The following is a 15,642-nucleotide window of genomic DNA, read 5'->3' on the forward strand; positions in this document are numbered from 1 at the left end:
TAATTAATTTAATATCTGCAACTTTAATTTAAGGGGTGTCCATTGACATCCCCCATTCTAAATCAAGACACCCCCTAAACTCAAACAGACACCCCTAAAAAGCAAAAAATCTAGCGTCCACTTACGCTAGATCTCCACATCACATATTACAATTTTTCAATTTCTAATAAGCCCTTATTTACAGTGTTCTTTTAAGCAACAGCCGCCAAACTCTGTATCATTCCCTGTAAAGTTATCTCATAAACACTTAAACCATGTTTATTTTCTTTGTCTATTACTGCTATTTGAGCCATTAAATTTGAAACTGGTTGTGGAGTATAGAATTCACCTGCTTTTTTACCATATTCAGAAGCAAAATTACCTATTAAATATTCATAGGCATCACCGAGGTTATCTTTCTCCTCAGCTAAGTTTAAGCCTTCTAGCTCTCTCATTACAGCTGAAATTGTTTCATTGCGCTTTTGTGGAGTTGCGCCTAAGCGTCTAGACATTAAGTCTACATCTGCAAATAAGTTTTCAAACTCAATATTAGACTGCTCAATATTTCTAAATGCTTGATCTAACTCTTCTAGTAAGAACTCATTACTATGAATACGTTGCATAAGTTTTATGTAGGTAAGATTTGGCTCAATTGTATAATAAAATTTATATTTCAATTCTCTCAGTAAATCTTCACGTTCTTCTTCATTAGCATAACTTTGCTCATATATAGCTTGTGCTTCATTTAAATTTTCAACTTCTTCTCCCAAGAAATCACATGCTACCTCTAAATATTGATCGGACAAAAATTTATAGAAAATAATACCAAGTGTATAGTTCTTGTATTCGTTCGCGTCCATTTTACCACGTAGGACGTCTGCCGAGTTCCATAAAGCTTGCGTTAAAGTAGTCGTTTTCATTATCTGCTCCTTATTTATACTCATTTACAGTGTAAATATAAAATTGTATCCATTATAACAGTTTTAAAATTTCATCTATCTTTATAACTTTTGAATATAATTAAATCCACCATTTGATCTAATAAGCAATTCTAAATCTAACTGCTCTACCCCCCCTACAACATCTCCCTAATCTCACCTTCAACAGCAGCAACGTGCAACCAGAACTCTCTTGCTGACATACGTAGAGCCCCAGCACCAAACACAATCGCTTGCTCTAATGCATCAGAACTAGCAACCCTAACAATAGCATTTTGCTTAACTTTCTCATGAGTAGCTCGTTCAATATATTTATCTGCTGTTTCGGCTTCTTTGGTATAGACAACGGAAAGGCCAGAATAATCTTCAACACTTTCTTGACCGCCTCTGACCTTGTAAGCATCGAATACTAGGATGACCTTCTCTGACCTAAATCCTTGGTAGTTTATAAGAATATCAATTAATTTGTCTCGTGCAGCGTTAATATCTGTTTCAGATAATTTCTTAAGTTCTGGCAAAGCATGCAAAACATTATAGCCATCAACTAATAGATAAGACTTTCGTCCCTCATTAAGTTTATTTGCTAAGGCAGCTTTTTCTTTATCGTTGAAATTTCGTGCAGCAGTTTTTGCTGGTTTATTTTCTCTTCGCTCAGGTCTCTTCTTAGGCTTATCTATTGCTCCATAGGTCCTCTCGAAGATCTGTTTAAGTTCATTGTCCTCTTTGACTATACGTCTTTGGCGCTCGGCGTGATCTATACCAGCTTCCTTGGAAGTGCCTTTTAACGGATTTTGAATAACAGTTGCTGTTGGGTACGTCTTCGAAAAACTCTTGTTATTTAACTCAGCCAGCTTGATTTCTCTAAGTTTATCTTTAGAATGGAAAAACTCTTCCACCTCATCCCACGGTACAATAAAACCTGCTCCATTTGCACAAAATACAGAATCTACCGGGTTGTTCAAGTCTGCTTCTGGATCATAATTATGAGCAGTAATTATCTCCTCCGCAGCTTTTACTTCAGAATAGTCTCCTAACTTGAAAGAAACTCTAGCTTCATCTCCAGTATATGCTTGCAGATCTCTGGTAAACTCTCCCAAATTTCTTGCCGGAATACTACCTTTAACAGTAGCTAAATCTCCCTCCATTTCAGGTGCATCCAAAGTCCCACCTAGCAGGTCAATTTCTGTCATTACCTTGCCCAAATAGTTCTGAGGAATAGTTAAGTTCAACTCATACATTGGCTCTAGCAAAATCGATTCAGCCTGCATCAACGCTTGTCGCACAGCACGTATGCTCGCCTGTTTGAAGTCTCCACTTGAGGTATGTTTCTCGTGAGCAATACCGTGCATGAGGGTGATTTTCACATCGGTGAGGTCACTCCCAGTCAATACACCCTTATGTCGTTTACTCTTGAGAGTTGAAAGGATTAAACTCTGCCAATTAGCCTTGAGTGTATCTCTAGAACACTGGTTCTCTATAACGATCCCACTACCTCTCGCTAAAGGTTCTAGTTTCACAATTACTTCAGAGTAATGTCGTAGTGGTTCGAAGTGCCCAATACCAAATACAGATTCAGCAATTGTTTCTTTGTAAATTAGATCAGGATCAGAGAACTCAATAGCTAGATTAAACTCGTCTTGAGCTCTACTCTGCAGTGTCTCCATCTGCACCTGCCCCATGATATTGACAGTTATCTCTTGTGTTCTTTGTTCATACTGGAAATTAAGTGAAGGGTCTTGATCCTCGAATGCTCTCAACAATTTGAAAGCTCTATATGCATCTTCTCCATCAGGAAGAATTATCTTGTATTTTAAAACCGGACTATTGGTAGCACTTAATCGCTCTTGCTCTTTGCCAATTCCTAGTCCTATATAAGATTCTTTTAACCCTGTTACTGCAACGACAGCGCCAGCTTCTGCAGTTTGGATCGCCTCATATTTAGCGCCGGAGTAGACTCTGATTTGCTCAACTTTCTCACTAATTAATTTATTCTGCTAAGTCTCTTCCTGATCTTCTGCACTATCTGTGGCTAAAGCAGGGTAATCAAGGGTCTTCTTAGTTTCAAGGCTACCACCAGTAATTTTCATCCATGTAAGTCTGGTATTTTGCTCATCTCGACTAATCTTAAATACTCGTGCGCCGAATTCCTGCGTATATTCTCTAGGCTCCATGTATCTTTCCATAGCAGTTAGAAAAGTCTCTATACCTGCCTCTTTAAGCGCAGAACCGAAGAATACGGGGAAAAGTTTACGCTCTTTGATCAGTCTAGCAATATCTTCTTTTCCAATCGTGTTGCCCTCAAGGTAATTCTCCAGAAGTCTCTCATCATTTACAGCAATATCTTCCCACTGTTCATCCGTGAAATTTTCAACATCATCCGGGAAAGCAACGCATTTACTGCCTAATTCAGTTTGTATTTCTGCAAAAATTTTGTCTCTAGACATGCCATCCTGGTCCATTTTGTTTACGAAAATAAAAGTTGGAACTTGATAGTATTCTAATAACTGCCATAGATCTTTGACCTTAGGACTGACAGATTCTGGTGCACTAATTATCAATATGCAGTAGTCCAGAACGAACAGCACTCTCTCCATCTCCGTGGTGAAATCAACGTGCCCAGGTGTATCCAATAGATAAAAATCTTTATCCCCTAGTTGAAAAAATGCTTGCTTAGAATAGATTGTAATTCCTCGTTGTCTCTCCAGGCTATCTATATCTAAGTGAGCATCACCATGATCAACACGACCTTTATTCCTAATTGCCCCAGCATGATAAAGGATAGATTCAGACAAAGTTGTTTTGCCTGCATCAACGTGAGCAATTATACCTAGTGCTATGTTATTTTTGCCCATTATCGCTGTTTACCTATCCCTTCTTATTGTCTGTATTTTTTGAAACCTCTTGATTTTATCGCATATAGAAACTATTAATTTCTAAAGTGAGTGTGTTTAGTTCTCCATTGCTTCAATTTAATATCTACCCAGAAACCATAAATACCAAAAGTGATAAAGGACAATAGCAACCACTTAATCCACTGACCAAATAGACCGACCGCACTTCCAGTAAATACTAATCTTCTGCCATCAATTACTGTATGACTAGCTTCCCAGCTGTACACTCTGCAGTATGCCCAAGGCATTAATATTCCCAGGCTTAATACGGTAACTAATAGTCCTATAATTTTTAGAATTACTAGTTGTAGAAGTCCTCCATCAAAATATGAAACGCCATCATTTACTGCGTATCCTGGATAAAAACGATTATTTGTAGAATTTCTATTATTAAAAGTATTGTAATTATCTTGCATATTGTTAGCTCTCCTTTGCCATGATTTGCATACTAAAAAGTATGTCACATCTTATTTAGTAAATCCAATATAAAGTTCTCTTATTAGTTTAAATTGTTGCTGTCAAAAACTTGCAAAGATAAGTATAAAAAATGCCTAGAAGATTTCCAGGCATCTTTCCTTACATCTTATTCTGCTTGTTCAAGTTCAGTATGATCGACATCAAGCTTTGCGACTTCAGTATGATCGACTTTTGATACTTCAACTTCAACTCGCTCTACATCTTCGTGTTTAAGTTCAAAATTCTCAATCTCAACTTCTTCAACTTTTGAGTTCAACAAGACAATAGAGCTGAGCATTATTAATAATCCCAAGACACTAACAAAGTTCATATTTTCACCCAACAAGAACACGCCCATAAATGTTGCAACTATTACCTCAACTGATGAAATAATTCCCGCCTTTGGAACTTCTATATCATATGACAGTCCTTGCAGGTAAATCATATTAGGTACAGCTGCTGTCAAAACTGAATTTATAACTGCCCAGAAAATAAATTTTCCGTTGAGAAGCACTTCTGGATTGGCCATCTGCCAAGGCTTAGCCACAAAGAATAAAAATGTAGTACTAGTCAACATCATATAGAAGGATGCCACGAGAGGATCTGCATTTTCTCCTGCAGCTCTTCCCAAGATAATATTCAAAGCATAAGTAAAGGCTGCAATTAACCCCAAAATAATTCCCCAGCTACTCAAGTTAAATTCTCTAAAATTGCCTCCAGTTACTATCAAAATTACTCCTAGGAGATTCAAGGCCAAAGCTATATAGGTATTCCAACGAACTTTAGCCTTCAAGAAACATACAGATATAGCTGTTACAAAAATTGGAGCAGTATAAAGTAGAACACAGGCTGTGCTTTGTCCAACCTCGATAGTGGCTGCATCATAAGATATTTTTAGAATACCTTTGCCAAATATACCTAAGATTATTGCAAAAATTAATCCACGCTTGGATATTTTAAAACCAGAGATACCTTTCTTAAATAAAATAGTTAATCCTATAGGAATTAACGACAAGAGGTGTGCCGAAAGAGAAGTCATTGCAGGTCCAACACCAAATGCGTTTAGCTGGATAACCCAATAACCACCAGTTCCCCAAAGAATTCCGGATAAAAGTATTAATAGATAACCTTTCATCGCATCATTTTTTAACGTCTTACCCATTTTTATTTTCTCCAAGTAAAATTTATTCGCCTGAGAAGTCCATATGACTTAACAAAGCAGATAATTCTCAAATTCTGTATAACTTAATAAAACGGCTACTTATAGCAGCCGTTTTAGTTCATACATTTATATATTTAAATATGTTATAAGTCTACTACATTTTCAAAAAAGTCATGAATAAATCTACTAGAATCTATCCATATCCAAAGCTACATCAAACTCTGTTGCTTTTTTCTTGAACAAGAATTCACCATCACGAACAGATGCTAATACTTGAACTCTTCTTCTAATTGCATCCCAGGCACTATCACCATCTAGAACAATGAAGTTAGCTCTCTTGCCTTCTTCGATACCATATTCATTATGGATATGTAAGGTCTTCGCACCATTGTAAGTAATGTAGTCAAAGGCTCTCTCTACCTCCGCATGACTCATTGTTTGAGCTAGGTGAATACCGTTGTCTAGAACGTTCATCAAGTTACCGCTACCCATTGGATACCAAGCGTCATTGATGGAATCTTGCCCGAATGATACGTTTACACCTGCTTCAGTTAAATCCTTGATCCTTGTAATACCTCTGAACTTATTGGATGTATCGTGACGTCCTTGTAAATATGCGTTCTCTGTTGGGTTAGAAACAATATTAATTCCAGATTTCTTGAACCAATCTAGCATTCTATATACGTATGCATCATTGTTTGTACCGAATGAAACTATATGTGAAGCAGTTGTCTTCTCGCCAATACCTTCCATCCAGGCTAAAGCATTTAGCAACTCTACAAATCTAGCTTGATCGTCATCTGTCTCGTCTGTATGTGAGTCGATTAATTTATCATATTTAACAGCCAAGTTAACAATATCGTGAACAGATTTCTCACCAAACTCTCTTGCAGGTTCGTAGTGTGGAATACCACCGACAACGTCTGCACCCATCTTCAATGCTTCTTCAACTAAATCTCTACCAAATACTCCATCTTCAGTTCTGTAGGCATACATACCATTTTGTGGGAAAGCAACGACTTGTATATCTACTATATCTTTCATCTCTTCTCTAAGCTCTAGTAATGCTTTTAGCCCCTTGAATTCTGGATCAGTTACGTCTGTTTGAGCTCTAATATATTGTGTACCTTGTGATACCTCGTCAAGAATACCCTTCTTAGCTAAACGTTTAACGCTGTCAATTGTCATTCTTTGATTCTTGTATTTTGGCCATAATTCTATAGCTTCGAACAAAGTACCTGAAGATGCACCAATCTCTGCCATATCACTAAGTGTATATACGTAGTCTAAGTGTAAGTGTGAGTCTACATAAGGAGGCAACACAAACTTACCTTCTAAATCAATGACCTCATCCGCTTCGCCAAGATTAGTCCCAATTGCCTTGAATTTACCGTCTTCGACCAAGATTTCATCAGCTCCTGGATGTCTGTAAATTACTGCATTAATAAATTTCTTTACCATATTCCTCATTCCTCCTACTTTTTTTGTTTTTTTACTTTTTCATTATAAAACTAATTATTCAACAGTCTTGTTCTTCTTTAAGTTCATTAGAAGAATAGAGACTACCATTAAGATGATACCAAATATTCCCACCCAATTTATGTTTTCATTTAGTAAAACTACTCCCATTAGGACAGCAATAATAACCTCAACAGATGAGAAAATTGGAGCTTTGGAAGTGTCAATGTCATGGGATAATCCACCTAGATAAAGCATATTTGCTGTTGCTCCTGTCAATAATGAACTAACCAATGCCCAGAATAAGAAATTGCCATTTTTTAGTAGTGCTATTGTTTCTGCTTGCCATGGTTTAGCAAAGAATAGTAAAAATATACTACTAGACAATAGCATGTAAAAACTTGTAGTAAGTGGGTTATCGCCTTTACCTGCTAACCTTCCAAGAATAGTATTCAAAGCGTGCAAAGCTGCCGCTGTAATTCCTAGAACAACTCCCAAAGGTTGTAAGTTCAACTCATGTACATTACCACCAGTTACCATTAGAAATACACCAACTAGGTTGAGTGCTAAAGCTACATAATTAGTGAGTCGAATTTTCTCTTTCAAGAAAACTACTGACATAATCGCAATAAATACCGGAGCTGTATAAAGTAATACTGCACCTGTACTCTGTCCAACCTGACTTACTGAAGTGTCGTAAGCTAGTTTAAATAATGCCTTGGTAAAAACACCCATAATTATGGCAAAAATCAAACCTTGCTTAGAAATCTTGAAGGCTTCTTTCCCTCTCGTAATCAGCAAGACTATAGCAATTGGGATCAGAGCAAAAATATGATTAGTAAATGAGGTAATTGTTGGGTCGCCACCAAGTCTATTCATCTGCATTACATAGTAGCCACCTGTACCCCAGATCATACCTGCTAGCAAAATCTTCAAATAACCCAGGCTAGCCTTATGCTTTGTTTTTGACTGAACTGACTCACTCATAACTTCATTTGTATCTAAATTTATATTCGTTTTTTCCATTTTCTCTCCTAACTATTGTTGCGCTCTATTATCTCCTAATAAATCCTAAAAATATGCTCCTAAATCATCTGCAGCTAACTTTTAAACCACAGTTATTTAAGAGCACTTTAATTATTATCTAGTTTTTAAGTATAACAGAAAGCTGTCACTCTAGTAACACAACTAAACCCCTGCATAAAATAATTCTGCTAGAACATCTATTACTTTTTTGTCTGCATTACTTGCATAGAGATTGCTCAAGGTCTTATTGCTATTACCGTTACGTTTATATTCGTTAAGAATTCTACGCTTCATTTCATAGTCGATTTGCATTCTATTCAGAATATTGAACACTTCTTCCAATATTATTTCATCTGAGCATTCTGCAATTTTACTATCAGTGAAAACAAGCTCAAAAGCTTCGTTACCAATCTGTCCAAGATTGATTAGTAAGCTTTGTCTATCTTCTTTATATTCTGTATTAGTAAATAATTCACCGTTTAAATACACATCTGTATCTCTCACACCAACTAGTTCAACTGTTATATCCCTATTAGCTGGAATTGCAGCAAAATCTCCGCTCAAGTCAACTGATAGAACTGAATTCACACCATCGTTATAGGTATATTTAATCTCTGTACAAGCATAGTCATTCTCACTTGGATTAATTAACTCGTAATTATCTTCAATTAAATTAAACTCCCCATCAGCACCAGTGAATACTTTTAACAATAAGCTCTCCGGATTAGCAGTACCATTCTCTAATTTCTCTGCATTATCCAATGGCAAAATTGCACCCGCTTTGGCAAATACAGGAACGTCATAGATATTTCTATAGACATTTATATTCTTATCACCCTCATAGTGACGGTGGTTAAAGATATCGAAATACTCACCTTCTGGTAACCAGACTGAGAATTTAGCTACTTGAGTTTCTGGATCTATCGGACTAGTTATTGGACAAGCAATTAATTCAGAACCGAAATAATACTCGTTTGGCACGTGATAGGCTTCTTTTCTTTCCGGATGAACGTAGTACATTGGCATAACCAAGGCCTTGTTCTCCAAGGCTGTCCTATAGTTCATTGTGTAAAGATAAGGAATCAATCTTTGTCTCAAACGCATTGACTCAGAAATAATTGTCTCAAATGGCTCACTATAGTTCCAAGGTTCTTTGGACATAAATGGATTATCGCTACTATGCAATCTAAATATTGGAGAAAACACAGAATACTGAACCCAACGAGATGTAAGTTCATCATTTTTGACACCTAAGAAGTGACCGCCAACATCGTGACTCCACCAAGTGTAGCCGACATTACTTGCAGTAGATGTGAAGAAAGGTTGGAAATCTAAACTCTCCCAACTGATGACAGTATCGCCTGAGAATCCAACAGGATATCTATGGCTTCCTAAGCCTGCATAACGTGAGAATGTTAATCCTCTTTCTCCAGCTTCATTATCGATAAATTCAGATTTACAACTATCTAAGTAATAGAAGTGATTCAACGCCCAAAGTGGATCCAATCCTTCCATTCTAGAAACTGTACCTTGTTGCCAATCAATCCACCAGAAGTCTACTCCAATTTCTTCATAACGGTGATTTATCTCTTCAAAATAGGCTTCGACAAAATCTTGATCTGTGAAATCAAACTCGATTATTTCATCATCTGCTGGATTTTTGCCAAGACGTTTGCACATGTTTTCGTACTGAACTTCAAAAGGTCTAATACCCTCCGCCGGGTGCACGTTCAAAGTTGTCTTGAGTCCTAAATCATGGAGCTTAGCCAGGAATCTTTCTGGATCTGGGAACAAGTCTTGATTCCAAGTATAGCCTGTCCAACCGGTCAAATATTGAGGTTCAACTTCTGTAATATGCCAGTCCATATCAATAACAGCAACGGATAGAGGAATGTCTTTGTCAGCGAATTTCTGCATCAAGTCCATATACTCTTCTTCATCATATCTATGGTAGCGGCTCCACCAGTTACCAAAAACAAACCTTGGCAATAACGGTGTTGGCCCTGACAGTCTATAGAAATCATTAATTGCGCCTTGGTAATCTCTACCATGTCCGAAGAAATAAAGATCTACTCTATCGTTATCTGCAGCTTGGAACCAACCGTCTCCATCAATTATTGCAGAATTAGCATCATCAATGACTACATAACCAGATCTTGAGATCACACCACGACCAACATCTACAGCACCATCTATTGTATCAAGAGTCCTTGCTGTACCACCAAGATTACTGTCTTCTTTTTTACCATAGTTCCAATTAACTGCACTACTTAGAACTCTTATTTGTAAGCCATATGCTGTAGGTTCTTCTTCATCATAGCTGAGCAACAAATCGCCAGTATCGACATATAGAAGTCCGTCTTTTCTGTAAGATTTAAACTCTACTTCTGGGAAATCTCTGTTGATTACCATTGTGGTAACTTCATCTTGGAATTCTCCATCTTCTTGATACTCGAAGCGAAGCAAGTTTTTGCTCAAAACAGTTATTCTATACTTGTCGCCTTGAATTACTGAAGCAGCCTTTGCCGCTGGATTAAATTTATCTTGATTTAGTTTAAACATGTCCCTCGCCCTCATAAATTTTTTATGTATTATTTGTACAATCAATTATATGTTAAATGCTTGGATAAATGTATGTTAAAAGCTTCTATGGGCACTGTGGTTTGGATTTATCTATCCCAAATTCAACTTCAAATCTTCTGATTTAATCCAAGATTTTTTGCGCATTGGATATGCAAATAATAAAGTTAAAATAGCAGGTAAAACGAAACCAATTAATATCATCCCACTATACTCCCAAACTCCCGGAGTAACTACAGTTGCGCCATGTGCTAGCGCTGCTTCAGATGGATTTAGCCAGCCTGTAATTAGTCCTATTTGACCTACCAAACCAGATGTACCCATACCTGAAGAAATTGGCGCACCATTCATTTCTAATTTAAATAAAGTTGTAGCTAGGGGTCCTGTAACTGCTGATGCTAAAATTGGTGGTATCCAGATTTTGGGATTCTTAACTATATTAGGCATTTGCAACATTGATGTTCCTACGCCTTGTGATAATAATCCGCTCCAACGATTCTCCTTGAAACTCATTACTGCGAAGCCTACCATCTGAGCACAACAACCTGCATACGCTGCTCCACCAGCCAAACCTGTTAATCCAAAAGCCGCTGCAATAGCTGCTGAACTTATTGGTAACGTAAGGGCAATACCCATTAAAACTGAAACAACAATTCCCATTAAGAATGGCGCTATGTTAGTTGCTTGGATAATTGCAGCTCCGACTAAACTTGCTAAATAACCTACTGTTGGGGCAATTCCATAGGACAGCCCCACACCTGATAGTATAGTAACTGTTGGGGTAACAATAACATCTACTGGTGTAGTCTTGGAAACTAATTTACCTAACTCAGTAGTGATAATTGCAATAATAAAGACAGCTAAAGGTCCACCTGCGCCACCTAATTGGTTGGCTGATATACCTACTGCAACCATTGAATACAACACTAATGGTGGAGCATTCAAGCTATAGGCTATTGCAATACTCATCGCAGCTCCTGAGGCCTTGCTGGCAAACTCACCTGCTTTGATCAAGAATTGTGCGAACTCAGTATCTCCTGGTAATAAGCTTCCAACCGTGTTCATTATTGTACCGATTAACAAAGAGGCAAATAGCCCCAAAGCCATTGCCCCCAATGCATCAACCAAATAACGTCTCCAAGAAAGCTCTATTCCTTGCTTCTTAAGAAACTTTTTAAATTTTCCTTCTTCTAAACTACTATTTTCTGTCATAAAATGTCCTCCAATCTAGTAGTTCTTTTATTATGTAAAATCATTTTTACAAATAATAATATTATTTTTCGTGTTGTTCAGATTCTTTAAGCCCTTCAGTCGCTTTAACCTATTCAGCTGCTTTAAGCACCTTCAGTCGCTTTACCCACATCTAGCTAAGATGCTTGTTCTGCTAATTTTTCTAGTTCCTCTTCTTCATAATGTTTCTGATTCCAAATATCTAGTTTCTTATAAACAATCAAACTAATAACAAATCTTGAGACCTGGTCAGCTGCTACGACGAACCAGATTGTCCAAACAGGCCATGATGTAAAGTTATATATTATTAATGAGAAAGGAACCCTTATTAACCAGATTCCAATACCGGCAATAATCATCGGCCAAATAGTTTTACCTACACCTTTTAGGGCACCAGTATAAATCTTCTGGAGGTTCTGAGGTATCTGGATAAAGCCCATTATTCTTACATATTTGCTACCCAGATCAATTACTTCTTGATTACTTGTTAGAAGTCCCATTAGCTGCTCTGGGAATATTATTAACACTAAAGTACCAACCGTCATAACAGCTATAGCCATGTTACGAATCTCTTTGGTATATTCTTTGCCCAAGACAAATTGTCTCGCTCCTATTAAACTTCCAACTAGTGTTGTACTTGCTATACCAAACCCTATAGCTGGCATATCTGCCAATCCTTCTGCTTGAAGTCCTAATTGGTTCGCTGTATAGGCAGTCTTTCCGAAAGACATGAAAACCGATCCCATAATGATAGAAGATATTTGCCAGAACATAGTCTCAAAACTAGAAGGAAGTCCCTTGCCCCAAATTTGTCTGCCACCCTTCAATGAGAATATAGGATTAATTACGTCTCTATTTATCATTTCTAAGTTTAAAATACCGCCCGGTCTAAACATTACTACAAGGGCGAAAGTTGCAGTCGCATATTCTGCTACTATAAGCGCAATAGCTGCACCTGTAGAACCAATTCTTGGTCCAAATGGTAATCCTAGAATTAATGGTGCTGCTATCATTATATTTACCACGTTAAAGAACAAGGTAAAAAACATTGGAGTTCTGGTATCTCCACGTCCCTGGTAAATACCTGTAGTGGATAGCATAACAGCTAGAGCTGGGAATCCCATAACAGTTATTCTTAAATATTGAGTTCCCATTTTCAAGACTTCAGGATCTGGATTATAAAATGCTTTAAGAATATTTTCACCAAAAATAGATAAAACTAATGCAGCTGGAATTGAGAATAAAACTAAAGACTTCATAACAGTACGGCTTAGGTTCTGCATGCGAATTTCGTCTTCTCGACCTCTCGCCTGAGCGATCATAATTGTTCCACCAATAGAAACACCTTTGAAAAGGTGCCAGACTATATTAGTAACTTGAGTTGAAATTCCCTGAGCAGAAACTGCTGTAACACTAGACATACCAAAATCATCTAGGTGTCCAAGCATACTTGATGCAATTAGTGCTGCAAGCATACTCAAAATGTTTTCCATTATAACAGGTAAAATAATTTGCAAAATATTCTGTCTTATATGTGCCTTATCATTTTGCCATACTGATGTCGATGCCAACGTTTTACCCCTCACTCTCATTCATTCGAATTTATACCGATTATTATAAACTAATTTAGATAAAATTAGCCTGGATATTAACCCTGTTATTTACTTTGATAATACCCTTAAAATTACCCTTCATATAAATATATAAATTTACCCCTACGCATGATTCTTTAAATTCTTCAAACTTTAGGGGTAAATCCAATCTATTTTTTATGTAATTATTTTTTGTTAAGATGACTGCATTAAAAACTCCATCTAGTTTTTGACTCGCAGTTCAACTTCATCTAAATTTTGACTCGCATTAATTTTCTTCATTTAGCTTTTCGAATTCAGTCATAGTCATTCCATCATGTTCTGCCATGAAGTCTTCTTTACGCTCAGTCCTATACTTGCCCATTAATTCTTTGAACAATTCTGCATTTGTAGGTGGTGCGAAACTAATTGCATTGGCACCGGCATCTATTGTTTCCTGAATGGACTCGTCACTGCCTCCACCTGTTGCAATAATTGGAACTGTTGGGTAATGCTTACGAATCCAGCGAACAAGATTGGCTGTATTTTTGCCGTTAGCCACATTCAAAATATCTACACCAGCAGCTAATTTACCTTCGATATCATCATACTGACTGACAACTGTCGCCACAATAGGGGAATCAACCATTTCGTCAATTAGAGCAATTGTCTCTATAGTAGTTGGTGAGTTAACAACAATTCCCATAGCACCACGAGCCTCCGCAAATTGAGCGATAGTTGCACTTCTGTTGCCTTTGGTAATTCCACCACCTACTCCTGCAAAAACTGGTTGAGAAGCTACACCTGTAATTGCTTCAATAATTGCTGGGTGAGGTGTATGAGGATACACTGCCAAAATCGCATCTGCATCAGTGTAACAAAGTGTCGCCACATCAGTAGAGAACACTAAGGATTTAATTCTTCTACCAAATATATTTATACCACTGGCATTTCTTATGATCTTAGGTGTAGCCTGCTTATTTTCTCTTCTAAGTCTTGAATATACCTCTGGAACAAATTTATTATTATCATTCAATCTAGATTTTCTTTGAGTGTTTTCGTTGACGCTATCAGAGTTGATTATTTTATCCCCTCCGTTATTTTCGTTTATACTGATATCATTTTCCTTATCAAAATTATTCATTGTATTACCCTTCGTAAAAAGATTAGTTCTTATGCTAAAACTATTAATTTTAGCCTATGTATTTCAGTTAATTCTATTTACTAACTTTTTCTTGCAATTCTTCAAAAGACATACTGAAAGTATCACCATGCTCTATATCTCCATGCTCATAACCTTGCATGAACCAATACATACGCTGAGCTGCAGAACCATGAGTGAAATTTTCAGGAACTACGTAGCCTTGACCTTTCTTTTGAATTACATCATCACCAATAGATTGAGCTGCAGTAATCGCTTCTTTTATATCTCCATCTTGCAAATAGCCTTTTTCATCTTGATATTTTGCCACAACTCCAGCAAAATAATCTGCTTGCAACTCTAAACGAACACTAATTTCATTAGATTCCTTCTTGCTAACATTACGCATCATCTTATGCGCCTCTTCGAGAATACCCAACTCATTTTGTACGTGGTGTCCTACCTCGTGTGAAAGGACATATGACATTGTAAAGTCGCCTGAAGCTCCGAATTTATTTTTCAACTCGTTGTAGAAAGACATGTCAATATAAATAGTTCTATCTAGAGAACAATAGAATGGACCAACAGCCTTACTTGCTCCACCACAACCACTTTGTACATATTCAGTAAAGGTATGTAAAGTTGGTGCATTATATCTTGAATTATGTTTAGCAAATAAATTTTCCCATGCATCTTCACTATCTTTTAGTGATACAGCAAGGAAATGACGCATTTCTTCTTCCGTTTTAGGATCACCTTCTTTGCCGGTAAAATCTTGCGTCTGCTCGTATTTGGTACCATCTGGCTGAACTCCACTATTTTGGTTCTGGCCAAGAAAACCACCCATACCATCTGAAAGCAAGAAAAAGACTACTAATAGTATAACTAGGCCTATTCCTCCGCCTCCACCAAGCAGTCCACCTATAGGGAGTGGTATTCTACCGCCACCTCCAAGACCACCATTTCTTCTTGGCGCTCGTCCACTGCTTGACTGAACATTTTTACTACCTTGTCTATCTCTCCATTTCATAAGAATTTTCCTTTCGATAGCTTTTTGATATTTATAATAATACCATTTACTAATAATATCATTTAAAAGTAGTTTTCATAGTAATTCTAAGCATATTATTTCGCTTGAGAACAATTAAAATTTCAGCTTAATATGGATTGTTTAATGTTCTTTGATTTTTTAAACTCAATAATATCTAGT

12 protein-coding genes are annotated in these 15,642 nt (G+C 37.0%); all 12 read right to left on the reverse strand.

What is annotated here, in order from left to right:
- Window positions 1–191: 191 nt before the first annotated feature.
- The gene (locus tag C5Q98_RS05920) at window positions 192–899 is read right to left on the reverse strand and encodes a type I restriction-modification system subunit M N-terminal domain-containing protein (RefSeq protein ID WP_205728423.1); all 708 of its coding nucleotides are present in this window, start codon (window positions 897–899) and stop codon (window positions 192–194) included.
- Between the two features lie 155 nt (window positions 900–1,054).
- Window positions 1,055–2,899: an NYN domain-containing protein gene (locus C5Q98_RS05925; protein ID WP_341457371.1), complete on the reverse strand. Its 1,845-nt coding sequence runs from the start codon at window positions 2,897–2,899 to the stop codon at window positions 1,055–1,057.
- Window positions 2,900–2,911: 12 nt separating this feature from the next.
- Window positions 2,912–3,769 (reverse strand): GTP-binding protein, encoded by an 858-nt coding sequence (locus C5Q98_RS05930; protein WP_106012728.1) that lies wholly within the window; start codon window positions 3,767–3,769, stop codon window positions 2,912–2,914.
- Between the two features lie 74 nt (window positions 3,770–3,843).
- Window positions 3,844–4,224 carry a YjgN family protein gene (locus C5Q98_RS05935; protein WP_158695726.1) on the reverse strand — a complete coding sequence of 127 codons (381 nt, stop codon included), beginning with the start codon at window positions 4,222–4,224 and terminating at the stop codon, window positions 3,844–3,846.
- A 167-nt stretch (window positions 4,225–4,391) separates the two neighbouring features.
- A complete protein-coding gene (locus C5Q98_RS05940) occupies window positions 4,392–5,426 on the reverse strand; it encodes a DMT family transporter (RefSeq protein ID WP_106012729.1) in 1,035 nt (344 codons plus the stop codon).
- A gap of 186 nt (window positions 5,427–5,612) precedes the next feature.
- Window positions 5,613–6,887, reverse strand: coding sequence for an amidohydrolase family protein (locus C5Q98_RS05945; RefSeq protein ID WP_106012730.1), 1,275 nt, complete (start codon window positions 6,885–6,887; stop codon window positions 5,613–5,615).
- Window positions 6,888–6,941: 54 nt separating this feature from the next.
- Complete coding sequence (locus tag C5Q98_RS05950; protein WP_106012731.1) at window positions 6,942–7,910, reverse strand: DMT family transporter; 969 nt, start codon at window positions 7,908–7,910, stop codon at window positions 6,942–6,944.
- A gap of 162 nt (window positions 7,911–8,072) precedes the next feature.
- Window positions 8,073–10,472, reverse strand: coding sequence for a glycoside hydrolase family 31 protein (locus tag C5Q98_RS05955; RefSeq protein ID WP_106012732.1), 2,400 nt, complete (start codon window positions 10,470–10,472; stop codon window positions 8,073–8,075).
- 111 nt (window positions 10,473–10,583) lie between these two features.
- Window positions 10,584–11,702 (reverse strand): PTS sugar transporter subunit IIC, encoded by a 1,119-nt coding sequence (locus C5Q98_RS05960; protein ID WP_106012733.1) that lies wholly within the window; start codon window positions 11,700–11,702, stop codon window positions 10,584–10,586.
- 155 nt (window positions 11,703–11,857) lie between these two features.
- On the reverse strand, window positions 11,858–13,291 hold the full coding sequence (locus C5Q98_RS05965; protein ID WP_158695727.1) for an MATE family efflux transporter: 1,434 nt from the start codon (window positions 13,289–13,291) through the stop codon (window positions 11,858–11,860).
- Between the two features lie 289 nt (window positions 13,292–13,580).
- Complete coding sequence (locus C5Q98_RS05970; protein ID WP_242967358.1) at window positions 13,581–14,435, reverse strand: beta/alpha barrel domain-containing protein; 855 nt, start codon at window positions 14,433–14,435, stop codon at window positions 13,581–13,583.
- A 73-nt stretch (window positions 14,436–14,508) separates the two neighbouring features.
- Window positions 14,509–15,462 carry a KPN_02809 family neutral zinc metallopeptidase gene (gene ypfJ, locus C5Q98_RS05975; RefSeq protein ID WP_106012735.1) on the reverse strand — a complete coding sequence of 318 codons (954 nt, stop codon included), beginning with the start codon at window positions 15,460–15,462 and terminating at the stop codon, window positions 14,509–14,511.
- Window positions 15,463–15,642: the final 180 nt, after the last annotated feature.

Origin of the sequence: Fastidiosipila sanguinis, assembly GCF_002998295.1 — a bacterium.
Lineage (GTDB): Bacteria > Bacillota > Clostridia > Saccharofermentanales > Fastidiosipilaceae > Fastidiosipila > Fastidiosipila sanguinis.

Excerpts from the sequence above, each read along its gene's own strand:
- C5Q98_RS05920 (WP_205728423.1), bottom strand. The coding sequence starts at position 899 with ATGAAAACGACTACTTTAACGCAAGCTTTATGGAACTCGGCAGACGTC.
- C5Q98_RS05960 (WP_106012733.1), bottom strand. The coding sequence starts at position 11,702 with ATGACAGAAAATAGTAGTTTAGAAGAAGGAAAATTTAAAAAGTTTCTT.
- C5Q98_RS05955 (WP_106012732.1), bottom strand. The coding sequence starts at position 10,472 with ATGTTTAAACTAAATCAAGATAAATTTAATCCAGCGGCAAAGGCTGCT.
- C5Q98_RS05950 (WP_106012731.1), bottom strand. The coding sequence starts at position 7,910 with ATGGAAAAAACGAATATAAATTTAGATACAAATGAAGTTATGAGTGAG.
- C5Q98_RS05970 (WP_242967358.1), bottom strand. The coding sequence starts at position 14,435 with ATGAATAATTTTGATAAGGAAAATGATATCAGTATAAACGAAAATAAC.
- C5Q98_RS05935 (WP_158695726.1), bottom strand. The coding sequence starts at position 4,224 with ATGCAAGATAATTACAATACTTTTAATAATAGAAATTCTACAAATAAT.
- ypfJ (WP_106012735.1), bottom strand. The coding sequence starts at position 15,462 with ATGAAATGGAGAGATAGACAAGGTAGTAAAAATGTTCAGTCAAGCAGT.
- C5Q98_RS05930 (WP_106012728.1), bottom strand. The coding sequence starts at position 3,769 with ATGGGCAAAAATAACATAGCACTAGGTATAATTGCTCACGTTGATGCA.
- C5Q98_RS05945 (WP_106012730.1), bottom strand. The coding sequence starts at position 6,887 with ATGGTAAAGAAATTTATTAATGCAGTAATTTACAGACATCCAGGAGCT.
- C5Q98_RS05940 (WP_106012729.1), bottom strand. The coding sequence starts at position 5,426 with ATGGGTAAGACGTTAAAAAATGATGCGATGAAAGGTTATCTATTAATA.